The 24,754-nt window shown below is 66.2% G+C and carries 23 protein-coding genes and 1 tRNA gene; 9 read left to right on the top strand and 15 right to left on the bottom strand.

Annotated elements, in window-relative coordinates:
* Positions 1 to 2: 2 nt before the first annotated feature.
* Both secD and yajC read right to left on the bottom strand, forming a co-directional pair.
* Complete coding sequence (secD, locus tag HEQ22_RS04855; protein WP_432770072.1) at positions 3 to 1,616, bottom strand: protein translocase subunit SecD; 1,614 nt, start codon at positions 1,614 to 1,616, stop codon at positions 3 to 5.
* A gap of 50 nt (positions 1,617 to 1,666) precedes the next feature.
* The gene (yajC, locus tag HEQ22_RS04850; protein WP_432770071.1) at positions 1,667 to 1,996 is read right to left on the bottom strand and encodes a preprotein translocase subunit YajC; all 330 of its coding nucleotides are present in this window, start codon (positions 1,994 to 1,996) and stop codon (positions 1,667 to 1,669) included.
* 274 nt (positions 1,997 to 2,270) lie between these two features.
* Between yajC and HEQ22_RS04845 the strand changes: the two genes are divergently transcribed.
* Positions 2,271 to 2,347: transfer RNA gene (locus HEQ22_RS04845), tRNA-Pro, on the top strand.
* Between the two features lie 64 nt (positions 2,348 to 2,411).
* Here the strand turns inward: HEQ22_RS04845 and HEQ22_RS04840 are convergent.
* The gene (locus tag HEQ22_RS04840) at positions 2,412 to 2,741 is read right to left on the bottom strand and encodes an EF-hand domain-containing protein (protein WP_432770070.1); all 330 of its coding nucleotides are present in this window, start codon (positions 2,739 to 2,741) and stop codon (positions 2,412 to 2,414) included.
* A 100-nt stretch (positions 2,742 to 2,841) separates the two neighbouring features.
* Positions 2,842 to 3,819 carry an NADPH:quinone oxidoreductase family protein gene (locus HEQ22_RS04835; protein ID WP_432770069.1) on the bottom strand — a complete coding sequence of 326 codons (978 nt, stop codon included), beginning with the start codon at positions 3,817 to 3,819 and terminating at the stop codon, positions 2,842 to 2,844.
* 71 nt (positions 3,820 to 3,890) lie between these two features.
* On the opposite strand from HEQ22_RS04835, the gene HEQ22_RS04830 reads away from it, so the two are divergent.
* Together HEQ22_RS04830 and HEQ22_RS04825 are read left to right on the top strand one after the other, a co-directional pair.
* Positions 3,891 to 4,460 (top strand): glycoside hydrolase family 108 protein, encoded by a 570-nt coding sequence (locus HEQ22_RS04830; RefSeq protein WP_432770068.1) that lies wholly within the window; start codon positions 3,891 to 3,893, stop codon positions 4,458 to 4,460.
* Positions 4,461 to 4,521: 61 nt separating this feature from the next.
* On the top strand, positions 4,522 to 4,935 hold the full coding sequence (locus HEQ22_RS04825; RefSeq protein ID WP_432770067.1) for a holin family protein: 414 nt from the start codon (positions 4,522 to 4,524) through the stop codon (positions 4,933 to 4,935).
* Between the two features lie 376 nt (positions 4,936 to 5,311).
* Here the strand turns inward: HEQ22_RS04825 and HEQ22_RS04820 are convergent, their stop codons facing one another.
* From HEQ22_RS04820 to speB, 5 genes are all read right to left on the bottom strand, one after another.
* The gene (locus tag HEQ22_RS04820; RefSeq protein ID WP_432770066.1) at positions 5,312 to 5,788 is read right to left on the bottom strand and encodes an SRPBCC family protein; all 477 of its coding nucleotides are present in this window, start codon (positions 5,786 to 5,788) and stop codon (positions 5,312 to 5,314) included.
* Positions 5,785 to 8,421 carry an alanine--tRNA ligase gene (gene alaS, locus HEQ22_RS04815; protein ID WP_432770065.1) on the bottom strand — a complete coding sequence of 879 codons (2,637 nt, stop codon included), beginning with the start codon at positions 8,419 to 8,421 and terminating at the stop codon, positions 5,785 to 5,787. The genes HEQ22_RS04820 and alaS overlap by 4 nt, the downstream gene beginning before the upstream one ends.
* A gap of 72 nt (positions 8,422 to 8,493) precedes the next feature.
* A complete protein-coding gene (locus HEQ22_RS04810) occupies positions 8,494 to 9,081 on the bottom strand; it encodes a hypothetical protein (protein ID WP_432770064.1) in 588 nt (195 codons plus the stop codon).
* On the bottom strand, positions 9,071 to 9,697 hold the full coding sequence (locus HEQ22_RS04805; protein ID WP_432770063.1) for a glutathione S-transferase family protein: 627 nt from the start codon (positions 9,695 to 9,697) through the stop codon (positions 9,071 to 9,073). The genes HEQ22_RS04810 and HEQ22_RS04805 overlap by 11 nt, the downstream gene beginning before the upstream one ends.
* A gap of 18 nt (positions 9,698 to 9,715) precedes the next feature.
* Positions 9,716 to 10,531, bottom strand: coding sequence for an agmatinase (gene speB, locus HEQ22_RS04800; protein ID WP_432770062.1), 816 nt, complete (start codon positions 10,529 to 10,531; stop codon positions 9,716 to 9,718).
* A gap of 243 nt (positions 10,532 to 10,774) precedes the next feature.
* Here speB and HEQ22_RS04795 point away from each other — a divergent pair, with 243 nt between their 5' ends.
* On the top strand, positions 10,775 to 11,212 hold the full coding sequence (locus HEQ22_RS04795) for a hypothetical protein (RefSeq protein WP_432770061.1): 438 nt from the start codon (positions 10,775 to 10,777) through the stop codon (positions 11,210 to 11,212).
* Between the two features lie 138 nt (positions 11,213 to 11,350).
* On the opposite strand, the gene katG is transcribed toward HEQ22_RS04795, so the two are convergent.
* On the bottom strand, positions 11,351 to 13,549 hold the full coding sequence (gene katG, locus HEQ22_RS04790; protein WP_432770060.1) for a catalase/peroxidase HPI: 2,199 nt from the start codon (positions 13,547 to 13,549) through the stop codon (positions 11,351 to 11,353).
* Between the two features lie 364 nt (positions 13,550 to 13,913).
* Here katG and HEQ22_RS04785 point away from each other — a divergent pair, with 364 nt between their 5' ends.
* On the top strand, positions 13,914 to 14,069 hold the full coding sequence (locus HEQ22_RS04785) for a hypothetical protein (RefSeq protein ID WP_432770059.1): 156 nt from the start codon (positions 13,914 to 13,916) through the stop codon (positions 14,067 to 14,069).
* Positions 14,070 to 14,148: 79 nt separating this feature from the next.
* On the opposite strand, the gene HEQ22_RS04780 is transcribed toward HEQ22_RS04785, so the two are convergent.
* From HEQ22_RS04780 to HEQ22_RS04770, 3 genes are all read right to left on the bottom strand, one after another.
* Complete coding sequence (locus HEQ22_RS04780; protein ID WP_432770058.1) at positions 14,149 to 14,349, bottom strand: hypothetical protein; 201 nt, start codon at positions 14,347 to 14,349, stop codon at positions 14,149 to 14,151.
* Between the two features lie 128 nt (positions 14,350 to 14,477).
* Positions 14,478 to 16,907 carry a TonB-dependent receptor gene (locus HEQ22_RS04775; RefSeq protein ID WP_432770057.1) on the bottom strand — a complete coding sequence of 810 codons (2,430 nt, stop codon included), beginning with the start codon at positions 16,905 to 16,907 and terminating at the stop codon, positions 14,478 to 14,480.
* 90 nt (positions 16,908 to 16,997) lie between these two features.
* Positions 16,998 to 17,168, bottom strand: coding sequence for a YezD family protein (locus tag HEQ22_RS04770; protein ID WP_432770056.1), 171 nt, complete (start codon positions 17,166 to 17,168; stop codon positions 16,998 to 17,000).
* Positions 17,169 to 17,361: 193 nt separating this feature from the next.
* Here HEQ22_RS04770 and HEQ22_RS04765 point away from each other — a divergent pair, with 193 nt between their 5' ends.
* The 4 genes from HEQ22_RS04765 (at position 17,362) to HEQ22_RS04750 (ending at position 22,011) form a co-directional block, all read left to right on the top strand.
* The gene (locus HEQ22_RS04765) at positions 17,362 to 18,366 is read left to right on the top strand and encodes an NAD(P)H-dependent flavin oxidoreductase (RefSeq protein WP_432770941.1); all 1,005 of its coding nucleotides are present in this window, start codon (positions 17,362 to 17,364) and stop codon (positions 18,364 to 18,366) included.
* A gap of 32 nt (positions 18,367 to 18,398) precedes the next feature.
* The gene (locus HEQ22_RS04760) at positions 18,399 to 19,169 is read left to right on the top strand and encodes a hypothetical protein (RefSeq protein WP_432770055.1); all 771 of its coding nucleotides are present in this window, start codon (positions 18,399 to 18,401) and stop codon (positions 19,167 to 19,169) included.
* Positions 19,170 to 19,242: 73 nt separating this feature from the next.
* Positions 19,243 to 21,537, top strand: a complete 2,295-nt coding sequence (ptsP, locus tag HEQ22_RS04755) for a phosphoenolpyruvate--protein phosphotransferase (RefSeq protein ID WP_432770054.1) — start codon at positions 19,243 to 19,245, stop codon at positions 21,535 to 21,537.
* 69 nt (positions 21,538 to 21,606) lie between these two features.
* Positions 21,607 to 22,011: a GFA family protein gene (locus HEQ22_RS04750; RefSeq protein WP_432770053.1), complete on the top strand. Its 405-nt coding sequence runs from the start codon at positions 21,607 to 21,609 to the stop codon at positions 22,009 to 22,011.
* On the opposite strand, the gene HEQ22_RS04745 is transcribed toward HEQ22_RS04750, so the two are convergent.
* Together HEQ22_RS04745 and HEQ22_RS04740 are read right to left on the bottom strand one after the other, a co-directional pair.
* Positions 22,008 to 23,420 carry a serine hydrolase domain-containing protein gene (locus HEQ22_RS04745; RefSeq protein ID WP_432770052.1) on the bottom strand — a complete coding sequence of 471 codons (1,413 nt, stop codon included), beginning with the start codon at positions 23,418 to 23,420 and terminating at the stop codon, positions 22,008 to 22,010. The two genes, HEQ22_RS04750 and HEQ22_RS04745, sit on opposite strands and share 4 nt — an antisense overlap.
* A 14-nt stretch (positions 23,421 to 23,434) precedes the next feature.
* Complete coding sequence (locus HEQ22_RS04740) at positions 23,435 to 24,754, bottom strand: replication-associated recombination protein A (protein ID WP_432770051.1); 1,320 nt, start codon at positions 24,752 to 24,754, stop codon at positions 23,435 to 23,437.

The raw sequence follows: 24,754 nt of genomic DNA, 5'->3' as shown, positions 1-24,754 counted from the left end.
CCTTAAATATTGATCGTCGTCGGACGATTGGCGCGCAGCCAATGTGCGACAAACACGCGCGTGACGGTGACGGCGGTGAACACGCTGGTGACGATGCCGATGGTCAGCACCACCGCAAACCCCTTGATCGGGCCCGAACCGAACCAGAACATCAGCACCGCCGCGATGACGTTGGTGACGTTGGCGTCGAAAATCGCGCGGCTGGCCTCGGAATATCCCAGTTCGACCGCCTGAAAGACTTTTCGCCCACGCTTCAACTCTTCGCGTATTCGCTCGTTGATCAGCACGTTGGCGTCGACCGCGGCGCCGATCGTCAGCACGAACCCGGCGATGCCGGGCAGCGTCAACGTCGCATTGAACGCCGCCATGATGGCGATGATCAGGAACACGTTAAAGAACAGCGCGATATTGGCATAGACACCGAAGCGGCCATAGACGAGCACCATCAGCGTCAGCACCGCGACGGTGGCGATGATGCCCGCGATCACGCCCTTGCGGATCGAATCGGCGCCCAGTTCGGGGGTCACGGTGCGTTCCTCGACCACCGCCATCTTCACCGGCAGCGCGCCGGAGCGCAGCGAAATCGCCAGATTGTTGGCGGTCGCGACGGTGAAGCTGCCCGAAATCTGGGCGCTGCCGCCCAGGATCGGTTCGTTGATCGACGGCGCCGACAGCACCTTGCCGTCGAGCACCATCGCGAACCGCTTGCCGACGCTTTGCGCCGTCACCTTGGCAAAGGTGCTCGACCCGCTCGAATCGAACCGGATCGTCACGACCGGGACATTGCTCTGCGAATCATAACTCTGCTGCGCGTTGATCAGCTGCTCGCCGCTGATCATCACCTGGCGTCGCAGCACTTCGAACGGCGCGCCATTGCCTTCGCCTTCGGCATAGGGGACGATCTCGCTGCCCACCGGCACGCGGCCCGCCGCCGCTTCGGCGGGGTCGGCGTTGGCATCGACCATGCGGAATTCCAGCCGCGCGGTCTTGCCGATCAATTCCTTCAGCGCCGCCGGATCCTGCAGGCCCGGCACCTGGACGACGACGCGATCATTGCCCTCGCGAATGATCGTCGGCTCGCGCGTGCCCAGGTCGTTGACGCGCTTGTCGATGATGTCGCGCGCCGCATCCATCGCATCGGCCACCGCCTGCGTCTGTCCGGCGCTGGTCGGGGTCATCACGATGCGCGTGGTGTCGACGATATCGATCCGCCAGTCGCGCTGGCCGGTCATCGCCGCGCCCTGCGTTTCGTTGAACAGGCGATCGCGCGCATCGTCGAGCTGCGCCTGGTCCCGCACGAGGAAGCTGATCCGGTTGCCCGCGGTCGACAGTTCGCCGATCGCGATGTCGTCGTCGGGCCCGCGCTCACCGCGCATCGCGGTGCGCACCGTCTTTTCCATCGTGGTCAGCTGCGTCTTGCGCAGGTCGTCGATGTCGGCCTCGAGCAGCAGATGGCTGCCGCCCGCCAGGTCGAGCCCCAGATTGACCTTGGTCTGGACAAAGCCCGGCAGGCTGTCGAACGTCTTTTCGGGCAGAAAGCTGGGGATCGAGAAAATGATGCCGAGCAGCAGGATCAGGCTGATGCTGACGGTCTTCCAGCGGGGGAAATCGAGCATGGTTGGATTCCGGTATGCCGGGGCGTCGCCGCGGGTGCGGCGGTGCCGGGTCAATCGTTGGCGGGTTTGCCGCCGGGCTGGAGGACGTCCGCCAGGGTCGCCTTGACGACCTTGATCTTCACCCCTTGCGCGATTTCGACGTCGGCGAAATCATCGTCGACGCGCGTCACCTTGCCGACGATACCGCCGCCGGTGACGACCTGGTCGCGCGGCTTCACCGCTGCGATCTTGGCGCGATGTTCCTTCGCGCGCACCTGTTGCGGACGGATCAGGAAGAACCAGAACACCACAAAGATCAGCAGATAGGGCACCAGCATCAGGAAACCGGCCGCCCCGCCCCCCGATCCGGCCGCCTGGGTCAGAAGCAATGTCGTCGACATGGATGAAAGACTTTCCGTTCGAATGCGCCGCCCGTTCCCCATGGAACGGCGGCACAGAATATGGCGCGGCGCCTATCACGCAGGGGGCTGACACGCAACCGGTCGCTGCGCCCGCCCCCGTGGCAAGCGCGTCTGAAATGGGGCGGCGGCCGGCGCGTTCAAGACGGGCAGCATCGATATCGCCCGCCCTGCACCGCGCTTCGCCCTTACTCAGGAGAGCCTTGCATCGCCGCGCCAGCCGCGCTAGGGGCCTCGCCTGCCCAATCGGGCCGGTCGGGACGTAGCGCAGCCTGGTAGCGCATCACACTGGGGGTGTGGGGGTCGGAGGTTCGAATCCTCTCGTCCCGACCAATTTTCAACAAGCAAATTCTCGCGAATGGCGGGCAGTGGCCACAGCCGCCGCCCGCGCTCGCGTTTAGTCCGCGGTCGGCGGCGCCTCCGGCGGCGGCGCCCCGGCGCGCGCGCCGCGCATCGCGCCGATTTCCGCCTTGTCGATCACCCCATCGCCATTGGCGTCGACATGCTTGATGAAGGCATCGACCTTTTCGGGTGACGCCATGGTCGCGTCGCCCTGGCGCTGCGCGCGCATTTCGGCCATTTTGGTGACTTCCGCCTTGTCCAGTTTGCCGTCGCCATTGGTGTCGATCATCGCGAACAGGCGGCCGTCGTCCTGCGGCGGCTGCGCAATGGCCATCGCCGGCACAGCCAGCGCGATCGCCGCGGCCATCATCGTCAATTTCTGCATATTTCGTCCTTTTGGTCATGGTCGGCGACGTCGCCGGGATGCCCCGGCGCTCACATGACAGCTCAGGCGTCGCAAAACTATGGCAGGCGGGTTCGGTTCGTCACGGTTTCAGCACCACCTTGCCCACCACCTCGCGCCGTTCGAGCATCGCAAAGCCCTCGCGCCAGTCGGCGAGGTCGAGCGCCGCGTGGACGTGCGGGCGGATCGTGCCCGCCGCCGCCAGCGCGTCGATCGCTGCGATATTCTCGGCGCCGCGGTCCGGAAAACGGCGGCCATATTCTCCCGCGCGCACCCCGACGACCGCGAATCCCTTGATCAGCGGCATGTTCACCGAAACCTCCGGAATGCGCCCCGACGCAAAACCGATCACCAGCAGGCGGCCGCCGAACGCGATGCAGCGGGTCGATTCGTCGAACACATCGCCGCCGACGGGGTCGAAGATCACGTCGGCCCCCGCGCCGCCGGTCAGCGCTTTCACTCGCTCGCGGAACCCCGGTCCGCCGTCGATCACCGCGTCGGGGGCGTGCAGCCGCGCGATCGCCGCGCGCTTGTCGGCGCTGCCCGCCGCCGCGATCACCCTCGCGCCGAGCGCCTTGGCCAGGTCGACCGTCGCCAGCCCGACCCCGCCCGCGGCGCCGTGGACCAGCACCCATTCGCCGGGCTCGACGCGTGCGCAGCGGACCAGCGCGACATAGGCGGTCAGATAGGCGACCGGATAGGCCGCCGCTTCGTCCCACGACAGCGCCGCGGGTTTGGCGCGCAGCGCCGCAGCCGGGACGACGCAATATTCGGCCATCGCGCCGAAACGGTTGCCGCCGACCACCGCGTCGCCGACCTGCCAGCCCTCGACCCCCGCGCCCAGCGCATCGACCTCCCCCGCGAACTCCAGCCCCGACACGAACGGCAGCGGGGGCTTCAGCTGATATTCGCCGCGCGTCATCAACAGGTCGGGAAAATTGACCGCCGCCGCGCGCACCCGCACCCGCACCTCGCCCGGCCCCGGCACCGACACCGGCATGTCGACCAGCCCGGCGCCGGCATGGCCGGGGAGCAATTCGCTGACCTGCAGTGCCCGCATCGAAAAAAGCCTTTCCTACATTGTTCCAATATGGTTCGTTATATACGTCCAACAAACCACAGGAGCGAATCATGCCACGATCCGAACCCGCGCCCGGCGATACCGACGCGCTGATCGACGCCGTCATCAACCGCGAAGGCCGTTATGTAAACCACCCCGCCGACCGCGGCGGCCCGACCTGCTGGGGAATCACCGAAGCGGTCGCCCGCGCCGAGGGTTATGCCGGCGCGATGCGCGACCTTGCCCGTGACGAGGCGGCGGCGATCTATCGCCGTCTCTACTGGCTCCGCCCCGGCTTCGATCGCGTCGCGCTGCGCGCGCCGTTGATCGCCGCCGAACTGTTCGACACCGGCGTCAACATGGGCACCGGGACCGCGGCGGGTTTCCTCCAGCGCGCGCTCAACGCGCTCAACCGCACCGCACGCGACTATCCCGACATTGCGGTCGACCGCGCCATCGGGCCGCGCACCCTGTCGGCGCTCGACGCCTTCCTGCGCACCCGCGCCCCCGGCGGCGAGACCGTGCTGCTGCGCGCGATGGAGGCGCTGCAGGGCGAACGCTACATCGCCCTCGCCGAACGCCGCCCGAGCCAGGAAGCCTTCCTCTACGGCTGGCTCGCCAACCGGATTGGCCCTCATTGATGCTGCGCAGCGCGCCATTGGGCTGAACTTCCCTGAACTTTGAACGCACAGGAGTAATGGAATGAGCATCATCGAAGGCCTGATCGGCCCCATCGCCAAGCTGATCGACAAGATCATTCCCGACCCCGAAGCGCGCGATCGCGCCAAGCTGGAGCTGCTCAAAATAGAGGGCAGCCAGGAAATGGAAGCGATCCGCACCCGGATGACCGCGATCGTCGCCGAAGCGAACAGCGCCGACCCGTGGACCAGCCGCGCCAGGCCGAGCTTCCTCTATGTCATGTATGCGCTGCTGCTGTGGGCGATCCCGATGGGCCTGATCGCCGCGGCACGGCCCGAGATGGCGGAGGGTATCGCGCGGGGCATGAACGCCTATCTCGCCGGCATCCCCGAACCGCTCTACGCGCTCTTCGGGACGGGTTATCTCGGATATACGGCGGCGCGGGCATGGGGGAAAGCAAGGGGGGTGGAGAGTTAGGCCACCTACCAATGCCGTTCGTGTCGAGCGAAGTCGAGACACCCATCGAGGTAACGCCCCACCGAGGGGCATCTCGACTTCGACCAAAGGTCGAAGTTTATCCTGAGCGCCTGCAAGGCAGTCGAAGGGCTCGATGCGAACGGGATTTGAGATGGCCTTATCCCTCCATCACCGACGCAGAGGACGCACGGTTTTTCACGGGTTCACGCGGAGACGCGGAGACGCGGAGAAAAAAATATTCGCGCAGAGATCGCAGAGCACGCAGAGAAAAGAAAAAGGCGGCAAAGCCGCCCATCTCTCCTTCCTCCGCGTCTCCGCGTGAACAAATCCTCTGCGACCTCTGCGATCTCTGCGCGAATCCAGACAAGGACCCGCGTTATCCCTCCACAAGCCCCGCCAAATTCGCCAGCGAGCTATTCAACCCCGCCACATGATCCTTCGCCGAAATCCCCGGCGGCACATGGTGCGCGTCGATCGTCACCAGCGTGCCGCCGCCCTGCCGCGACAGATACCAGTGCATCGCCATCGTCCCCGAAAAGCGCGGATCGTCCGAGTCGAACTCGACCTCCCATACGATCAGCCGCCCGTCGTCGAGCACCGGTATATGCACCGCGACGACATCGCTGTCGTCGTCGCTCTTGGTCTCGACATCGGGGTCGTCGAAGGTCAGCCGCAGCCGGAAACCGCCGCCGGCGCGCAGGTCCTGATGCTCGAACGCCCCGGTCGCGCCCTCGGGCGGCAACCAGCGCGCCAGCTTGTCGGCGCTGGTGAACGCCGCGAACACGTCGATCAGCGGCGCCGCGATCAGCCGTTCGGCATGATCGGTGCGCCGCGTTTTCTTGGTCGGTTTCAAGTCAGCGCGGCTTTGACCGCGGCGACCGCGGCATCGGCCGCGCCGCCGTCGGGACCACCGCCCTGCGCCATGTCGGGCCGCCCGCCGCCGCCCTGCCCGCCGAGCGCCGCGACCGCGAGCTTGACGAGGTCGACCGCGTTATGCGCCACCCCCTCGGTCACCCCGACCGCGACCGAAGCGCGCCCGTCGTTGACCGCGACCAGCATCGCGACGCCGCTGCCGACCTGCTTTTTCAGCCCGTCGACCGTGCCCCGGAGTTCCTTGGGATCGAGCCCGTCGACAACCTGCGCGATGAACGCGGTGTCGCCGACCTGCTCGGCCGCCGGCCCGATCGCACCGCCGCCGCCGCCCATGGCCAGGGCTTTCTTCGCATCGGCCAGCTCGCGCTCGGCCTTCTTCAAAGCCTCGGCCAGCTGCGCGACGCGCGCCGGGACATCGTCGGGCGAGGTCTTGAGCGCCGCCGCCGCGCTTTTCAGCGCCTCGTCGCGGCCGTTCAGCCATTGCCGCGCCGCCTCGCCGGTCAGCGCCTCGATCCGCCGCACCCCCGACGACACCGCCGACTCGCCGATGATCTTGAGCAACGCAATGTCGCCCAGCGCCCGCACATGCGTGCCGCCGCACAGCTCGACCGAATAATGATTGTCGGTCGCCTTGCCCATGCTCAGCACGCGCACCTCGTCGCCATATTTCTCGCCGAACAGCGCCAGCGCGCCCGCTGCGACGGCATCGTCGGGGGTCATCAGCCGCGTCGTCACCGCCTCGTTGCCGCGGATCTGCGCGTTGACGTCGGCCTCGACGTCGGCGATTTCCTCGGGCGTCAGCGCCTTGGGATGCGAAAAGTCGAAGCGGAAGCGGTCCTCGGCCACCAGGCTGCCCTTCTGCGTCACATGCCCACCGAGGCGATTGCGCAGCGCCGCGTGCAGCAAATGCGTCGCGCTGTGGTTGGCACGGATGCGGTCGCGGCGCTCGGCATCGACCGTCAGCTGCACCGTATCGCCGACCTTCAGCGTCCCTGCCTCCAGTTTCGCCTGATGCGCATGCAGGCGTCCGAGCGGCTTGCCGGTATCGCTGACCGAAGCCTTCGCCCCGCCCAGCGTCGCGATGACGCCGCTGTCGCCCATCTGGCCGCCGCTCTCGCCATAGAAGGGCGTCTGGTTGGTCAGCACGACCAACTCGTCGCCCGCCTCGGCCGCATCGACCGGCGCGCCGTCCTTGACCAGCGCGATCACCGTCGCTTCACCCGACGTGCCGCTGTAACCGGTGAATTCGGTGCTGCCGTTCGCTTCGGCCAGGTCGAACCAGATTTCCTCCGACGCCTTCTGGCCGCTGCCCTTCCACGCCGCACGCGCCGCCGCCTTCTGCTGCGCCATCGCGGCGTCGAAACCGGCGCGGTCGACGGCGATGTCCTGCGTGCGCAGCGCATCCTCGGTCAGGTCATAGGGAAAACCATAGGTGTCATAGAGTTTGAACGCGACGTCGCCGGGCAGCGTCGCGCCCTGGCCCATGCCGGCGGTCGCCTCGTCGAGCAGCTTCAACCCCTTGTCGAGCGTCTGCCGGAACTTGACCTCCTCGCGCTCGAGCGTCTCGGCGATCAGCGGCTGGGCGCGGATCAGCTCGGGATAGGCGGCGCCCATCTCGGCGGTCAGCGACGGCAGCAACCGGTACATCAGCGGGTCCTTGGCGCCCAGCAGGTGCGCGTGGCGCATCGCGCGGCGCATGATCCGGCGCAGCACATAACCGCGACCCTCGGCAGACGGCAGCACCCCGTCGGCGATCAGGAAGCTCGCGGCGCGCAGATGGTCGGCGATCACGCGGTGGCTCGCCTGCGTCGCGCCCTCGGCGGGGACGTGCGTCAGGTCGACCGACGCGGCGATCAGCGCCTTGAACGTGTCGGTGTCGTAATTGTCGTGGACCCCCTGCAGCACCGCCGCAACGCGTTCCAGCCCCATGCCGGTGTCGATGCTCGGCCGCGGCAGGTCGATGCGCGCGCCGTCCGGCTGCTGGTCGTACTGCATGAACACCAGGTTCCAGATTTCGACGAAGCGGTCGCCGTCCTCTTCGGGCGATCCCGGCGGGCCGCCCCAGATATGGTCGCCATGGTCGTAAAAGATTTCGCTGCACGGCCCGCACGGCCCGGTGTCGCCCATCGACCAGAAATTGTCGTTGGTCGCGATGCGAATGATCCGCTCGTCGGGCAGGCCGGCGATCTTCTTCCACAGGTCGAACGCCTCGTCGTCGGTGTGATAGACGGTCGCGGTCAGTTTCTCGGGCGCCAGCCCCCAGGTCTTGGTGATCAGCGTCCAGGCATGGTGGATCGCCTGTTCCTTGAAATAGTCGCCGAACGAAAAATTGCCCAGCATTTCAAAGAAGGTGTGGTGGCGCGCGGTAAAGCCGACATTGTCGAGGTCGTTGTGCTTGCCCCCGGCGCGGACGCATTTCTGCGCCGACACCGCGGTCTGGTACGGCCGCTTTTCCAGCCCGGTAAAGACATTCTTGAACGGCACCATGCCCGCGTTGACGAACATCAGCGTCGGGTCGTTGTGCGGCACCAGCGGCGCCGACGGCTCGATATGGTGCCCGGCCCCGGCGAAATAGTCGAGGAAGGAGCGGCGAATGTCGTTGGTCGATGTCATCCGCGCGAATTAGGCACTTTGACGCGGTGCGACAAGCCGGGAAACGCCGATCAGACCGATCGGGCACAACAATCAAAAGGCGGTCGCGATTCCCTTGCCCAGATAACAGGGCAGTTGCTGCAGCACATCGGCCTTGGGCACCCCCTCCTCGATCAGCGCCGCCGGCACTTCCGACGTGTCGGTGCGCACGACGGTCCAGTCGGCGCCGGGCGCGGTGCGATGGACGACGACATAGCCGCAATCCATCGTCCCGTCCTTGCGATCGCCGCGGAAATCGAACGCCGCGTAAAGCCCCGCCGGCTGCCCGGCCGGGTCGGCGTACCAGCTGACGCGCAGCACCCGGAGCGTGCCGTCGGCCCACAGCGTCGGGCGCTTGCGCAGGTTCATTTCCCATTCGAGCCGCGGGTTCGACGCCTGGAACGACAGGCGCAGCATCGCATAGGCCGCAGCATAATCGCGCTTCGCCAGCGCCATCGTATAGGCGGCAAAGCGGCCCATCGCCGCGCTTTCGTCGGCCGCCGCGACGGTGAATGGCGCGCCGTCGGCGCCCGTCGCGCTCCGCTCGACCTCGGCGCCGAGCGGCGGAACCTGCGCCGCAGCCGCGCTGGCGAGCAACCCCAGCGCGGCGAGCGGCAGCCAGCGCCGCCGGTCAATAGCCATAATAGGCGCCGCCCTTTTCGCGCGCGCGCTGCCAGGCCGGTCGCGCGTGGCACGCGTTCACGAACGCCGCGAGTTTGGGATAGCGCGGCGCCATCCCCTGCATGATCGCGATTTCGGCCGGAAAGCTCAGCATGATGTCGGCCGCCGACAGGCCGTCGCCAATGAAATGGCCGTTATCGCCGACGCGGCTCTCCATATAAGCGAAATGCGCATCGAGCTGCTGGTTTATCCGCGGCTCAAGTGGCGCCGCGGCTTCGCCCAGCCGCGCGGTGTAGATGCGCAGCAGGATCGGGGTCATCGCCGACCCTTCGGCAAAATGCAGCCATTCGAGGTGGCTGATATGGTCGTCGCTGCCGCGCTCGGGCACCAGATGCCCGCCGCCGTGCCGCTCGCACAGATATTCGGTAATCGCCCCCGATTCGATGATCACGCGACTGCCATCCGAAATCACCGGCGACTTGCCGAGCGGGTGCACCGCGATCAGTTCGGGCGGCGCCAGGTTGGTCGTCGCGTCGCGGTCGTAAAATTTGACCTCATACGGCGCGCCGATTTCCTCGAGCAGCCACAGGATGCGCTGCGAGCGGCTGTTGTTGAGGTGGTGGACGATCAGGCTCATATATTTTCCTCTCGATGGTCAGGCTTGATAGGGTCCGTTGCGGTCGATCAGCGCCGCCAGCTCGCGCACCAGCTTGGCACCGAGGATCGCGGTGACGTCGCCGATGTCGCGGCCGGGATGATGCTCGACGATGTCGGCCCCGACAATCGGCGCGGTCTGCTTGTGCAATATGGCGAGCAGTTCGCGCACCGTCAGCCCGCCGGGCTCGGGGTGCGCGACGCCCGGCGCCGCCGCCGGGTCGATGCCGTCCATGTCGATCGAAATATACAGTGGGCCGTCCAGCACCGGCACCGCGTCGGGGGTGAAGCTGGCCATCGGGACGATCTCGACCCCGAAGCGCGCCGCCTGTTCGCGGCAATGCGCGTTCAGCGTCCGGATCCCGACCTGCACCAGCCGCACCGCATGCCCCGCCTCGCAAATCCGCGCGAACGGCGAGGCATGGCTGCGCGGATTGCCTTCGAAATCGTCGTAGAGGTCCGGATGCGCGTCGATATGCAGGATCGTCACTGGACCGGCGCACGTCGCCACCGCTTCGACCAACGGAAACGTCACCGCATGATCGCCGCCGAGCGCCAGCGGCACCTCGCCGTCCTCGAACAGCATCGCGACATGACGGCGGATCGCGGCGTCGTCGCGCACTGTATCTTCGGTCAGCGGCAGGTCGCCGTCGTCGGTGAAGGCGATGTCCGTGCCGATCTCCGGCCCAAGCTCGCTCGCCAGATTGCCGCGGTCGCTGAACAGCGCCGCGCGGATCGCTGCGGGTCCACCCGCGGCGCCGCGTTCGAAACTGCTGTTGATGTCGGTGGGCAGGCCGAAAAGGCGGATCGCGGTCATGGCGTGCTTGTAGCTGTTGGTCGGCGGTTCGCAAGGCGTGGCGGCGATGAACTCGTTAACGCGCCCGACCGGTTGCGACCGGAAGCGACCATAAAGCCCTCTCCCCTTGGGAGAGGGTTGGGTGAGGGTGTCTGCGTTTCGCTTTCGCGGGTGATGGGAGATACCCCCGCCGAACCGCTCAGTCCAAACACCCAAAAAAAAAAACGCTTTCCTACATCGTCCGGCTATGGTTCAAACTGGTCGATGGAACAGACCGCGTCACCCCCTCCGCTCCTTGCCGGCACCTGCTACGCCTTCACGCCGGTCGCGCAGCAGCGCCGCCGTGCCGACGGTTGGACGCCCGAGACGCAGGCGAACTTCATCCGCGCGCTCGCGGCGATGGGCTCGGTCGGCCGGGCGGCACGCGCGGTGGGGATGGGCCGCGCCTCGGCCTATCGTCTCCGCGAAAGACCGACCGCCGCCAGCTTTGCCATCGCCTGGGATCGCGCCGTCGCGATGGGGCGCACGCATCAGTTCAGCATCGCAATGGACCGCGCGCTGAACGGCGTCACCATCGTGCGCGTATTGAAGGGCGGCGCGATCGACGTCAGCGGCGGACCCGACATGGCGGTGGTCCACGCGGCGCTGCGCGACGAAGCCATCCCGCCACACCCCCTTAAAGCGACAAAGGAGACAGAATGAACGCGCACGTCCGTATCTTTTGTCGCTTTAAGGACAAAAAAGACCCGCCTCCGGGGCGTATATCCCCAAAGGCGGGTCGCGACCCGTCATCGTCTGGCAACCCGGCCCCGCGGCATGATGCGGGACCGGGGCGCCCGATCAGGCGAGGTCGAACCGGTCGGCGTTCATCACCTTGGTCCACGCCTTGACGAAATCCTTGACGAACTTCTCTTCATGGCCCGTTTCGGCATAGACTTCGGCGACTGCGCGCAGCTCCGAGTTCGAACCGAACACCAGGTCGGCGCGGGTCGCGTGCCATTTTTCGCCGCCATCCTTGCGGTCGGTGGCGACATAGTCCTGATCGTCCGACCCTTCGACGGCCTTCCAGACATTGGTCATGTCGAGCAGGTTGACGAAGAAGTCGTTCGTCAGCTGGCCCGAACGCTTGGTGAAATGGCCATGCCCACGCTCGCCGTGATTGGCACCGAGGACGCGAAGCCCCCCCACCAGCACCGTCATTTCGGGCACCGACAGGCCGAGCAGCGACGCACGGTCGAGCATCATTTCCTCGGTCTTGATCGCCAGCTTCTTCTTGCCGACATAATTGCGGAACGCGTCGGCCTCGGGCTCCATCACGTCGAAGCTCTCGGCATCGGTCTGTTCCGCGGTCGCATCGCCGCGCCCACCGGTGAACGGCACCGCGACGCCGAACCCAGCATCCTTGATCGCCTTTTCCAGACCGACCACGCCGCCCAGCACGATCGCATCGGCGATCGACAGATTGCCGCGCAGGGCGTCGAGGGTTTCGATCACCTTCGCCAGCATCGCCGGCTCGTTGACCTCCCAATCCTTTTGCGGCGCGAGGCGAACGCGCGCGCCGTTGGCGCCGCCGCGATGGTCCGACTTGCGGTAGGTGCTGGCAGAGGCCCAAGCGGTCTTGATCAGCTGGCTGACGGTCAGACCGCTGCTGGCAATCGCCGCCTTCACTGCCGCCACATCGGCGTCCGACGGCATCGTGCCGGCCGGGATCGGATCCTGCCAGATCAGGTCTTCGGCGGGGACTTCAGGGCCGAGGTAGCGGACCTTCGGACCCATGTCGCGGTGGCACAGCTTGAACCACGCCCGCGCAAACGCATCCTTGAACGCTTCATGGTCGTTGCGGAACTTCTCGCTGACCTTGCGGAACTCGGGATCCATCTTCAGCGCCATGTCGGCGGTGGTCATCATCGTCGGAACCTTGACGTTCGGATCCCACGCGGCCGGGGCCATATCCTCGGGCTTCTGGTTGATCGGCTGCCACTGCTGCGCTCCGGCGGGCGAGTGGACGATTTCATAGTCGTAATCGAGCAACAGGCGGAAATAATTCTCCGACCATTCGGTCGGGGTGTTGACCCACGACCCTTCGATGCCGCTGGTGACAGTGTGTTCGCCGATGCCGCCGCTCTCGTGGCTGCTGACCCAGCCGAAGCCCAAGGCAGCGAGGTCACCGCCCGACGGCGCATTGCCGAGCAGCGAGGCATCGCCATTGCCGTGCGCCTTGCCAAAGGTGTGGCCGCCCGCGGTCAGCGCGACGGTTTCCTCATGGTTCATCGCCATGCGCTCGAAGGTTTCTTTCATGTCGCGCGCCGACAGCAAGGGATCGGGATTGCCGCCCGGCCCTTCGGGATTGACGTAGATCAGGCCCATCTGGATCGCGGCGAGCGGGCCTTCGATCGCTTCAAACCCGTTGTCGGGGTCGATGCGGGTCTGGACGCCCTCGTTGACCCACTTGTCTTCGCTGCCCCAATAAATGTCGCGCTCGGGCTCGAACACGTCGGCGCGGCCGCCGCCGAAGCCGAACACCGGGCCGCCCATGCTTTCGATCGCCACATTGCCGGTCAGGATGAACAGGTCGGCCCAGCTGATCTTGTCGCCGTATTTCTGCTTGATCGGCCACAGCAGGCGCCGCGCCTTGTCGAGGTTGCCGTTGTCGGGCCAGCTGTCGAGCGGCGCGAAACGCTGCTGCCCGCTGTTGGCGCCGCCGCGGCCGTCGGCGGTGCGATAGGTGCCTGCGGCATGCCACGCCATGCGGATGAAGAACGGACCATAATGGCCATAATCGGCGGGCCACCAAGGCTGGCTGTCGGTCATCAGCGCGGTCAGGTCGGCCTTCAGCGCCGCATAGTCGAGCAGCGCGAACGCCTTCGAATAGTCGAAATCGTCGCCCATCGGGTTCGACGGGCCGTTGGGGGTGAGGACTTCGGTCGCCAGCATGTCCGGCCACCAATCCTTGTTGGTGCGGCCAAGCAGCGAACGCACGCCGCCGGGCTGGTGAACCGGGCAGCCGCCCGCGGCGTCGATGGGGGTCTGGTCGTTCATGCAGTCTCTCCTCTTTTTCGGATTATCGAATGATGGTGGGGCAGGATGACGCGCGCGTGACGCAGCCGCGACCAGGGGCCGCATTGGCAGGGTCGGCGCGGGCGGGCGTCGAATCGATACCGTCATCCTTTCGTTCTGACCGGGCAAGGATATGTCGCCCGCATCAATCGGCCTAACCGAATATGATGAAATCAGTCATTGAGCGAAACGATCACAACCGCGCGCCGGCCGGATACCAAAGGTCGCCGGTCGCGAAAGCGCCACGACCGGGCGATGCGCGCCGTCTCGCTTGCAACAACGACACGGACCGACGGTCGATGCCATGCCACGCCATCATGGTTGCGTGGCAACAAGGAGAAGGACAGTGGCTGACAACCCCGACCAGAACCAGAACAAGCTGCAGGCGGATCGCGGCGAAGAACAGCGCCGCAAGCAGCAGCAACAGCAGGATGGCCAGAACCGCCAGCCGGGCGGCGAACAGCGCCCCGACGCGAATCGCCAGAACCAGCAGCAGCGCTGACCACCGCCTGCATGAAAAGGGCCGCTCCCACGGGAGCGGCCCTTTTACTGTGCTTGATAAGAGCCGGGCGCGGACTCGATCAATCGAGCGAATCGCCCTTCTTGCCGCTTTCGGCAAAGCCGAGCGTTCCACCCGACAGCGGACTGTCGGCCTTCTTGCCGCTTTCGGCAAAGCTCGTCGTTTTGGGCGGCAACGCTGCGGTGCCGCCCGTCACACTGTCGAGCCGCGTGTCGTCGAGTTCTTCGGCACCGATATTCGGTTGCTTTGTTTTGTCGCTCATCGCCTTGTCTCCTGTGCTGGATTGATTGCCTGGCGACCCATTGATTACTGTTGTTGCACAGCGGCGCTGTGATCGCAAACACATCCGGTAGTTTTTCCAGGCGCTCGCGACATCGCCCGCCCCCAAGGTCAAAAGCGCGCCTTGATCGTCCCGCCCCATGTTCGCGGGTCGCCCGGCAGACCGGTGATCAACCCCGTGTTGCCCGGCCCGACGAACAGCTGGTCGATATAGTTCTTGTCGAATGCGTTGCGGACCCAGGCGAAGACGTCGAGCCCCGCGTCGGTGCGGAACCCGGCGCGAAAGTTCGACAGCGAATAGCCCGAAACCCACGTGTAGGCCGACGGCGACGCGTTCGAAGAAAAGTTCGACCGATAGCTGCCGTCATAACCAAGGTAGAATTGGCCGTCCTGGCCGAACAGCGACGCCTCGCTGTTCGCTTCCGCCCCGAACGAGAAGGCCCATTTCGAAACCCCGGGCAGCCGCTGGCCCGAGATGTCGCAGTTCGGCGGACTGCTCGCACCCCCCGCCAGCTCGGGCGGGCACGGCGCATCGACGAAGCGGACATATTTGGCGTCGGTATAGGCACCATTGGCATAGGCGCGGAACCGGTCGCTGGGGCGGATCGAAAAATCGGTTTCGACGCCTTGGGTGCGTACTTGGCCGGCATTGGCCAGATAGCCGCGCAGCACCCCGAACTGGCCGTTGTTCACATTCGCCTGATAATCCTTGATGTCGGTGCGAAAGATCGAGAGGTTGAGCGTGCCGCGGCGATCCCAGAATTCGGCCTTCACTCCCGCTTCGTAATGGCGCACCGATTCAGGCTTGATCGTCGCCGCCGCCAGCAAGGGGGCGCCGGCCGCGTCCTGCGGGACGCCATTCTGGTTGATCCCGCCCGATTTGAAAGTCTTGGCATAGGTCGCATAGAGCAGGATTTCGCGCCCCGCCTGGAAACTCGCGGTCAAATCATAGCTGAAGTTCCAGTCGCTGAACGACGGCGCATATTCCTGCGGCGTGAAAACGCCGAGCCGCGCGAGCGACACCGCGTCGGTCAGGTTTGCCGTGACCGGCGACCTATCGCCGGCAAAGACCAGCCTCTGGTAAAATCCGTCCTTCTTGTCGTAGTTCAGCCGTACACCGGGCTGGATCGTCAGCCGGTCGCCGAGCTTCCAGCTGAATTGGCCGAACAGAGCCGCGCTGGTGTTTTTCAGATATTGGGTGTTGATCGCGATCAATCCGTCCAGAACCGACGGATCGTTCGACAAGGCGCTCGACGGATTGAGCGTCCAGCGGCTCGACGCCGCGCCATGCTGTTCGGTCCCTTGAGTGTCGATGCGCTGGTGGAAGAGGAAGCCGCCGACCACGAAATCGAAGCGATCGCCGCTGTAATTGTAGCGGAGTTCCTGGGTAAATTGGTCCTGCTGCGACGGGTTCTGCGATTTGGTGACGATCGGCAGGCCGGTGAAGTCGCGGTCGTTCTCGGGCTGCCAGTCCCAATAGCGCCATGCGGTGACGGAGGTCAGCGTGCCGGGCCCGAGGTCCCATTTGGCGCGCAATGCCACCCCGCCGATTTCGTTTCCGGCATTGAGGTTGGCGTCGAGGTCGGTGCGCCGGTCATACGGATCGGTGCTCGGCACGACATAGCCTTGGGCTGCGGCAAGTGCCGCAAACTGGCGGTTCAATGGGCGCTGCGTCGCGCCGGTCCGCACGAACACCGAGCCGCAGCATACCGCCGCCTGCCGGTTCCAGTCGGCCGCGAGCGTGACATCGAGATTGTCGGTCGGCCGCCACAGCAATTGCCCGCGAACGCCGATATTGTCCTGGCTCTGGATCCAGCGGTCGGTGGTGACATTGTAAATCGTCCCGCGCCGGCTGGTCGCCGACACCGCGATGCGCGCCGCGAGCGTGTCCGACAACGGCCCCGAAATCGCGGCCTTCGCCTGTTTGAAATTGAGGTTACCGATGCTGAGTTCGGTCTTGCCCTCGAAATCGAAGCTCGGCTGGTTGGTCGTGATGTTGATCGCGCCGGCGGTGGTGTTCTTGCCATAGAGCGTGCCCTGCGGCCCGCGCAGCACCTCGATCTGGGCGACGTCGAGAAAGTCGAAGGTCGACGACGCAACGCGCGCGTAATAAACGTCATCGACATAAATGCCGACCCCCTGCTCGATCCCGTCGTTGGTGAGCCCGAACGGCGCGCCGATGCCGCGGATATTGACCGCGGTGTTGCGCGGGTTCGAAGAGTAGAACTGCAGCGCCGGGGCAAGCTGGGTCAGCCGGCCGACATTGAAGCTGCCCGTATTGTCGATCTGGTCGCCGCTGACGACCGAGATCGCAATAGGCACGTCCTGCGCGGTCTCCTGACGGCGGCGCGCGGTGACGACGATTTCGCCGCCATAGCTACCGCCCTCGGCCTGCGCCGCAGCGTCGTCGACGGTCGCGGCCGTGTCATCGCCGGTCGCCCCCTCCGCAGCAGAGGCGGGCTGGGCGGCAAATGCAAATAGCAGGGTCAGTGGGATCGGGGCCGCCGCTAAGCGGCAGAAAGTCACGCGATTGGCAGTCATGGCAATTTCCTGTTGCAAGAAAATTGCCACATCCGGTGGTCCGGTCTGCGGCAGGTAGGCGGGGCGCGCAAGAGCCCCCTCGGGAGGTTGTCAGTTGGGGTAGCGGTGGCGCTCGGTCACATCGACCTGCACCAGTTTTCCTTCGTGCACAGTCAACTGGATCGCGCCGAAACGCAGCTTGTCGAGCGCGTCGAGCACCGTCTGCACCGCGCGCGGGGCGGCCTCTCGCCGGTTCGCCGGCGGGTCGTTAGAAGCAGGCATGATCATCCTTTCATTCGCTTGGATTCGCCGTGTCAGCATATTTCAACCTTTTCAATTGACAATGATTGATTTGCTTTCTGCGATGAAAGGACCGGTTCGTGCGCCCAGTCGATAACCGCGCACAGCAGGGTTTCGACTGCTTGCCGACGCCGGGGATTGCGCCCGAGTCCCAGTACTGGCAAAGGCAGCCATGATGACAAAAATGAACGAGCTGATGGCGCGGGGAACCGCACTGCTGGGTAGCGATTACGCGATTTTATGCGGTGCGATGAGCTGGGTTTCGGAGCGCCACCTGGTGAGCGCGATCAGCAACGCCGGCGGGTTCGGCGTGATCGCGTGCGGCGCCATGACCCCCGAATTGCTCGATGCCGAGATCGCAGCGACCAAGGCGCTGGCAACGCGCAACTTCGGCGTCAACCTGATTACCATGCACCCGCAATTGTTCGAACTGATCGACGTCTGCGCCAAACATGCCGTCGGGCATGTCGTGCTCGCCGGTGGTTTGCCGCCGAAGGGCAGCCTCGAGGCGATCAAGGCTGCGGGCGCCAAGGTCATCTGCTTCGCGCCGACGCTGGCGATGGGCAAGAAGCTGGTCCGTTCGGGCGTCGATGCGCTGGTGATCGAGGGGATGGAGGCTGGCGGCCACATCGGTCCGGTCTCGACGAGCGTGCTCGCGCAGGAGATACTCCCGACCCTCGCCGATGAAGTCCCGGTGTTCGTCGCCGGCGGCATCGGCCGCGGCGAGGCGATCGCCGCCTATCTGGAAATGGGTGCCTCGGGCGTCCAGCTCGGCACCCGCTTCGTGTGCGCGACCGAAAGCATCGCGCACCCCAATTTCAAGAAAGCGTTCATCCGCGCCTCGGCGCGTGAGGCGGTCGCCAGCGTCCAGATCGACCCGCGCCTCCCGGTGATCCCGGTCCGCGCGCTCAAAAATGCGGGTACCGAAGCCTTCACCGCCAAGCAGCGCGAGGTCGCCAACCGGCTCGACGGCGGGATCGTCGACATGGGCGAAGCGCAGCTTGAAATCGAACATTATTGGGCCGGTGCACTGCGCCGCGCGGTGATCGACGGCGACGTCGAAAACGGTTCGTTAATGGCGGGGCAATCTGTGGGTATGGTAACGCAGGAAGAGAGCGTCGCCGACATTGTCGCAACCTTGGTGCAGCAGGCCGAAACGGCATTGCGCGCCCGGAGCTGAAGCCGCATGATTTGGCGGTTGGGGAGAGTATCATGAATTTGTCGCGCAAGATCATCGTGGCCGGATTGCTGGCGAGCGTCGCCGCCTGCGCGCCGAAACCACCGCCGCCCCCGCCCCCGCCGCCGCCCGAACCCGTGGTGATCATCGTGCCGCCGCGGCCGACCCCGCCGGGATATGCGGCGCTGACCCAGATCCTGCCCGGCCGCGCGCTAGACGGCCGCTTCGTGACCGCGAACAGCAACCTGACCGGCGACCGCGCCTTCTGGCAGCTCAAGATCGGACTCAATGTCGCGGCGATCGGGTGTCGCGGACTTGAGGAGGCGACGCTGGTCGCGGCTTACAACAATATCATCAAGACACACGGCAAGATCATCAAATCGACCGAGAAAGCGGTGATTTCCGAACTCGGCAAGCAAAATGGCAACAACGGCATCGCCGCGCGCGATCGCCTGTCGACCCAGTTGTTCAACTATTTCGCGCAGCCGCCGGCGCAGCGCGATTTTTGCCCGCGCGCCAACGAAATCGCCCAGCTGGTTTCGACCACGCCGACCGACGATGTCGTCGCGCAGGCCCCGCTGCACCTCGCGCGGCTCGACCAGCCGTTCCTCGATTTCTATGAAGCCTATGCGCGATATCAAACCGACGTCCGCGCATGGGACGCAAAATATGCCCCGCCGCCGCCGATCATGAGCGCGCCGGCGCCGCTGGCCGCGCCGGGCCCGGCTCCGGTCGGGCCGACCGATCCCGCCGCGACGGGGGGTATGGCGCCCGCCGCGGCGGTGACGCCGACGGGCACCAACTGACGCCGCCGCGGCGGCCACCTTGTCGCTGCACGGGCAATGGCGTTGACGTTCGGCTTCTGTTAGCAGGGCGTCGATGACCAACGCCCCACTCCCGCCTTCGACCGCCGCCCAGTCAGCCCGCACCATCCTGACCCGGTTGCACGAGGTCATGGCGTCGCGCACCAATGCGCAGGGAAAGCTTAATCGCGTCGTCGGCATCATCGGCGAATGCCTCGACAGCGAGGTGTGCTCGATCTATCTGCTGCGCGACGGCGCGCTCGAACTTTACGCGACGCGCGGGCTTAAGCAGGAGGCGGTGCACGTGACCCGCCTCGGGCTTGGCGAGGGGCTGGTCGGGATGATCGCCGACCAGATCGAAACGCTGAACCTCGACGAGGCGGCGGCGCACCCCGACTTCTCCTATCGCCCCGAAACCGGCGAAGAGTTGTTCCACAGCTTCGCCGGCGTCCCGATCATCCGCCGCGAGCGCGCCGTCGGCGTGCTTTGCGTCCAGCACGCCGACCCGCGCCGGTACGAAGAGATCGAGATCGAGACGCTGCAGACCGTGGCGATGGTGCTGTCCGAACTCATTTCCAACGCCGACCTTGTCGATACCGCGGCGCGCACCGATGCCGCGGCCGCCGACCAGTCGGCACAGCGGCTGAACGGTCAAAAGCTGGTCGACGGCATGGGCGCCGGCATTGCGGTCTTTCATCAGCCGCGCATCACCATCGAACATACCGTCGCCGACGACACCGAGGCCGAGCGCCATCGCGTGTATGCTGCGTTCGACAAGATGCGCGCGCAAATCGACCGCATGGCGAGCCAGGCCGATTTCGGCGTCGGCGGCGAGCATGAAGAGGTGCTCGATACCTATAAGATGTTCGCCTATGACGAAGGGTGGTCGCGCCGGATCAACGAGGCGATCGACAGCGGTCTGACCGCCGAGGCAGCGATCGAGCGCGTCCAGCAGCGCACCCGGATGCGGATGCGCCAGATCGACGACCCGCTGCTGCGCGACCGCATGCACGATCTGGAGGATCTGTCGAACCGGCTGATCCGCATTGTGTCGGGGCAGATGGGGACCGCGGCGCAGATGGGCCTCAGGCACGATTCGATACTGATCGCCCGCAACCTTGGCCCGGCGGAACTGCTCGAATATGACCGGCGCCGGCTGAAGGGCGTCGTCCTCGAAGAAGGCTCGCTGACCGCGCACGTCATCATCGTCGCGCGCGCCATGGGGGTGCCAGTGCTCGGCCGGGTCAACGACGTGCGCGCCTCGATCCGCGAGGGCGACCTGCTGCTGCTCGATGCCGCGGCCGGCGCGCTGCATGTCCGTCCGACGCAAGCGGTACAGGACGCCTTCGACGCCAAGCTTGAGATTTCGCAGAAGCGCCGCGCCAATCTGGCGTCGCTGCGCGATATGCCGGCGGTCACCCTCGACGGGGTGCCGATCGAGTTGATGATCAACGCCGGTCTGCGCGAGGATATCGCGGCGCTCGACCTGACGGGCGCGCGCGGCATCGGCCTGTTTCGCACCGAATTCCAGTTCCTCGTTTCGGCCACCCTGCCCTCGCGCGAGCGGCAGCAGCGGCTGTATCGCGACGTGCTCGACGCCGCGGGCGACCGCCCGGTCATTTTCCGCACCGTGGACATCGGCGGCGACAAGGCGCTGCCGTACATGAACGTCGACACGGTGCTGGAGGAAAATCCCGCGATGGGCTGGCGTGCGCTGCGTCTCGCGCTCGAACGCGAGGGGCTGCTGAAGGTCCAGGCCCGCGCGCTGATGGAGGCCGCCGCCGGCCGGACGCTGAACGTGATGTTCCCGATGGTGTCCGAACCGTGGGAATATGAGGCGGCGCGCGCCCTGTTCGTGGGCCAGCGGGCATGGCTTGCCAGCCACAACAAGAAATTGCCGGTCGCGATCCGCTATGGCGCGATGCTCGAAGTGCCGGGGCTCGTCGAAACGCTCGACCTGATGCTGCCGCATCTCGACTTCCTGTCGATCGGCACCAACGACCTGACCCAGTTCCTGTTCGCCGCCGACCGCGCGCACCCGCGGCTGGCCGAGCGCTACGACTGGCTGTCGCCGATCGTGATGCGCTATCTGGCGCGGGTCGTGAAGATCGTCGGGGGGACCCGGGTCGCACTCGGCGTTTGCGGCGAGATGGGCGGGCGACCACTGGAGGCGATGGCCCTGCTCGGCGTGGGCATCGAACGGCTGTCGATCACACCGGCGGGGGTCGGCCCGGTCAAGGCAATGATCCGGTCGCTCGACCTTGGCAAGCTGCGCGCCGACATTCCGCAGATCTTGGCACAGCCTTCGTCGGACCCGCGCGGCCAGTATCGGGCTTGGGCCGACAAGCACCGCGTCGATCTGGGCGATTGACCCACAGGGTAATTGCGCGACGGGCGATGTTTATGGTATGTTCTCTTCGCGAAGTTTGAGGAGAGAGCGATGACCGATTCCCGTGCCAGCGGCCAATGCCATTGCGGCGCCATCCGCTATTCGATGCCGACGACCGTCGTCCACCATGCGCTGTGCAACTGCCAGGACTGCCGCCGCCATTCGGGGGCGCCGCTCGTCGGTTGGGCGCTCGTCGGAGCGACGGAACTCGAGGTTAGCGGCACCCCGAAAATCTATGCCTCGTCGGAGCAGGGGCGCCGCCATTTCTGCGGCGATTGCGGTACCGGACTCTTCTACACGAACGAGGCGATTTTTCCCGGCCAGATCGACGTCCAGTCGGCAACGCTCGACGACCCAGACCTGATCCCGGCGCAGGTGCAGATCCAGACCGCCGAGCGCATCGGGTGGATGGCAAAGCTCGGCGAGTTGCCAGCGTTCGAGCGCTATCCGGGCTAGCGCGCCGAACCGGCGTCGGCAGCGACGACCGCGCGGATGAGCGCCGCAATGTCGAGCCGTTCGGCGGCATCGTCGTACCCCTGCCGCACGACGATCAGCTTTCGCGACGGGATGACGATGAGATATTGGCCGCGGTTGCCGAAGGCGCCAAAGGCGTCGGCGGGGATGCCGTCCGATGTGTCGAGCAACCAGAACCCCGCGCCATAGCCGAACGGCCCATCGGGCTGCGGCCCGCTCCGCGCCGTCACGAAGCGACGCCAGTCGGCGGGCAGCAGGCGCTCGCCGTTCCACAGCCCGTCGTTTTGATAGAGCAGGCCGAGCCGCGCGAGGTCGCGCGCGGTGGTCGAGACCTGGCTCGACAGGATATAGTCGCCGTCCTTGTCGCGCTCGACGAAGGTGCGCGTCATGCCCAACCGGTCGAAGAAGCGCGCGGGATCGAGCGGCTCAGCGGCTTTGGATTGCGCAGCCCTGAGCGACTGGACGGCGAGCAGCGTATCGTTGTTGGCGTAGCGATAGCGGCTGCCCGGCGGGTTCAGCAGCGGCCATTGCGTCGTCCACTGGCGCACCGACGCCCCGCCCATGTAGATTGCGTCGCTGCGATTGCCCGCGGTGTCGCTGGTCAGTCCGCTCGCCATGCGCATCAGCTGATCGGTGGTGATCGCGGCGCGCGGGTCGCCGGGGGTCTGCCATGCTTCGATCGCTGCCGGCACGGTCACGTCGATCCGGCCCTGCAGCACCGTATGGCCGATCAGCGTCGCGGCCATCGACTTGGCGACCGAAAAGGTGCGCTGGGCGGTGTGCTGGCCATGCCCCGGCTGGTACCATTCGAGCGCGATCCGGCCGTCCTTGACGATCAGCAGCGAACTCGACCGCCCGCCAAACGTTGCGAGCCGCGCCGCTACCGGAGCGAATGAGGCGCGCATCCGCCCGCTCGCCGCCAGCGCATTGCGGTCGCCCAGCGGCCACGGCTGCTCGTCGAGATCGGCGCGCGCCGGGTTGCGTAGTCCATCGTTCCGCGTCGGCTCGGCCCCGATCGGCAGGGTCACGCACCCTTCGCGGCGGTCCCACATTGCGATGCGCGGCGGCATATCGTCGCGGTAGCGCACGCTGACCCGCTTCCCCGCGGCGTCGATATCGGCCTTGAGCGCGCGGACGTCGGGCTCGATTTCCGGATAGATGTGGGTCAGTTCGTCGCGCTCGATATCGGGAAGCGCCTTGCCGGCGCCGTTCCACAGCGACGAGCAGGTGAACGCCGCACGATAACCCGCCGCCCACGCTCGGTGGATATCGGCGTTTGGATCCGCAGCTGTCGCCGCGGCGCCCATGAAAAGCAGCGCGAAACCCAGCATAACGCCGCCCATGACGGGCACGCGATCAATGGGCTTTGCGCGATCGTCAGACTTCGGCATCTTCGCTTCCCCCTTCACGCCTTCCCGCCCCGCCGTTCGTCCCACCAGGCGAGCCGCTCGGCGATCCGCTTTTCGAAACCCCGGTCGACGGGGCGATAGAAGGACGCGGCTTCCATGCCCTCGGGCCAGTAATTGTCGCCCGAAAACCCTTCGGGTGCATCATGATCATAGCTGTAGCCCGCACCATAGCCGAGGTCCTTCATCAGCTTTGTCGGCGCGTTGAGGATGTTCGCGGGCGGTGCGAGCGACCCGGTCTCGCGCGCTGCCGCCCACGCTGCCTTCTGCGCCGCATAAGCGGCGTTCGACTTCGGCGCGGTGGCGCAATAGAGGCAGGCCTGGACGATCGCCAGTTCGCCCTCGGGCGATCCGAGGAATTGATAGGCATCTTTCGCGGCTAGGCACTGGACCAGCGCCTGCGGGTCGGCGAGGCCGACATCCTCGCTCGCGAACCGCACGATGCGGCGCAGGACGTACAACGGCTCCTCGCCCGCCACGAGCATCCGCGCCAGCCAATAGAGCGACGCCTGCGGATCGGACCCGCGCATCGCCTTGTGCAGCGCCGAGATCAGGTTGTAATGGCCGTCGCGATCCTTGTCATAGACCGGCATCCGGCGGTGGAGAAACTGCGCCAGCTCGGCGGGATCGAGCGGGGTGTCGATCGCCGCCGCGAACAGCGTTTCGACCTGGTTGAGCAGAAACCGCCCGTCACCGTCGGCGCTGGCCGCCAGCGCCGCGCGCGCGGTGTCGGTCACCGGCAGCGGCCTTCCCACCTCGGCCTCGGCGCGTTCGATCAGCACCGTCAAGGCAGCTTCGTCGAGGCGGTGGAGGACGAGAACCTGCGCGCGCGAGAGCAGCGCGGCGTTGAGCGCGAAACTGGGGTTTTCAGTCGTCGCGCCGACGAGGACCACCGTGCCGCGCTCGACATATGGCAGGAAACCGTCCTGCTGGGCGCGATTGAAGCGATGGATTTCGTCGACGAAAAGCAAGGTCCGCTTGCCCGCCGCGGCCATTTTTTCGGCATCGGCGAACGCCTGTCGCAGGTCGGCGACCCCCGAAAACACCGCCGACAGCGGCGCGAAGCGCATCCCGACGGCTTCGGCGAGCAGGCGCGCGATCGTCGTTTTCCCGGTCCCCGGCGGCCCCCACAGGATGATCGACGCGAGCTGGCCGGCGGCGACCATCCGCCCGATCGCGCCATCGTCACCGGTCAGATGCTCCTGTCCGACGACCTCGGCCAGGGTGCGCGGTCGCAGCCGCTCTGCCAACGGTGCGGTCGCCGCCGACATGGCATCGGGCTGCGCCGGTGCGTCGCCGCCGAACAGATCGTCCGCCAT

Source organism: Sphingopyxis sp., assembly GCF_050916055.1.
Taxonomy (GTDB): domain Bacteria; phylum Pseudomonadota; class Alphaproteobacteria; order Sphingomonadales; family Sphingomonadaceae; genus Sphingopyxis.
The sequence above is the reverse complement of the archived record's forward strand: the minus strand, read 5'-3'. Positions and strand labels throughout refer to the sequence as shown.

What these genes read in the sequence shown, in the direction of transcription:
- HEQ22_RS04745 (WP_432770052.1), bottom strand. Translation starts at nt 23,420, where the DNA reads ATGCCGAAGTCTGACGATCGCGCAAAGCCCATTGATCGCGTGCCCGTC.
- alaS (WP_432770065.1), bottom strand. Translation starts at nt 8,421, where the DNA reads ATGACATCGACCAACGACATTCGCCGCTCCTTCCTCGACTATTTCGCC.
- HEQ22_RS04760 (WP_432770055.1), top strand. Translation starts at nt 18,399, where the DNA reads ATGAATTTGTCGCGCAAGATCATCGTGGCCGGATTGCTGGCGAGCGTC.
- HEQ22_RS04805 (WP_432770063.1), bottom strand. Translation starts at nt 9,697, where the DNA reads ATGAGCCTGATCGTCCACCACCTCAACAACAGCCGCTCGCAGCGCATC.
- HEQ22_RS04835 (WP_432770069.1), bottom strand. Translation starts at nt 3,819, where the DNA reads ATGCGGGCACTGCAGGTCAGCGAATTGCTCCCCGGCCATGCCGGCGCC.
- secD (WP_432770072.1), bottom strand. Translation starts at nt 1,616, where the DNA reads ATGCTCGATTTCCCCCGCTGGAAGACCGTCAGCATCAGCCTGATCCTG.
- HEQ22_RS04780 (WP_432770058.1), bottom strand. Translation starts at nt 14,349, where the DNA reads ATGAGCGACAAAACAAAGCAACCGAATATCGGTGCCGAAGAACTCGAC.
- HEQ22_RS04770 (WP_432770056.1), bottom strand. Translation starts at nt 17,168, where the DNA reads ATGCCTGCTTCTAACGACCCGCCGGCGAACCGGCGAGAGGCCGCCCCG.
- HEQ22_RS04810 (WP_432770064.1), bottom strand. Translation starts at nt 9,081, where the DNA reads ATGGCTATTGACCGGCGGCGCTGGCTGCCGCTCGCCGCGCTGGGGTTG.
- HEQ22_RS04840 (WP_432770070.1), bottom strand. Translation starts at nt 2,741, where the DNA reads ATGCAGAAATTGACGATGATGGCCGCGGCGATCGCGCTGGCTGTGCCG.
- HEQ22_RS04750 (WP_432770053.1), top strand. Translation starts at nt 21,607, where the DNA reads ATGACCGATTCCCGTGCCAGCGGCCAATGCCATTGCGGCGCCATCCGC.
- ptsP (WP_432770054.1), top strand. Translation starts at nt 19,243, where the DNA reads ATGACCAACGCCCCACTCCCGCCTTCGACCGCCGCCCAGTCAGCCCGC.
- HEQ22_RS04775 (WP_432770057.1), bottom strand. Translation starts at nt 16,907, where the DNA reads ATGACTGCCAATCGCGTGACTTTCTGCCGCTTAGCGGCGGCCCCGATC.
- yajC (WP_432770071.1), bottom strand. Translation starts at nt 1,996, where the DNA reads ATGTCGACGACATTGCTTCTGACCCAGGCGGCCGGATCGGGGGGCGGG.
- katG (WP_432770060.1), bottom strand. Translation starts at nt 13,549, where the DNA reads ATGAACGACCAGACCCCCATCGACGCCGCGGGCGGCTGCCCGGTTCAC.
- HEQ22_RS04830 (WP_432770068.1), top strand. Translation starts at nt 3,891, where the DNA reads ATGCCACGATCCGAACCCGCGCCCGGCGATACCGACGCGCTGATCGAC.
- HEQ22_RS04765 (WP_432770941.1), top strand. Translation starts at nt 17,362, where the DNA reads ATGACAAAAATGAACGAGCTGATGGCGCGGGGAACCGCACTGCTGGGT.
- HEQ22_RS04825 (WP_432770067.1), top strand. Translation starts at nt 4,522, where the DNA reads ATGAGCATCATCGAAGGCCTGATCGGCCCCATCGCCAAGCTGATCGAC.
- speB (WP_432770062.1), bottom strand. Translation starts at nt 10,531, where the DNA reads ATGACCGCGATCCGCCTTTTCGGCCTGCCCACCGACATCAACAGCAGT.
- HEQ22_RS04740 (WP_432770051.1), bottom strand. Translation starts at nt 24,754, where the DNA reads ATGGCGGACGATCTGTTCGGCGGCGACGCACCGGCGCAGCCCGATGCC.
- HEQ22_RS04795 (WP_432770061.1), top strand. Translation starts at nt 10,775, where the DNA reads ATGGAACAGACCGCGTCACCCCCTCCGCTCCTTGCCGGCACCTGCTAC.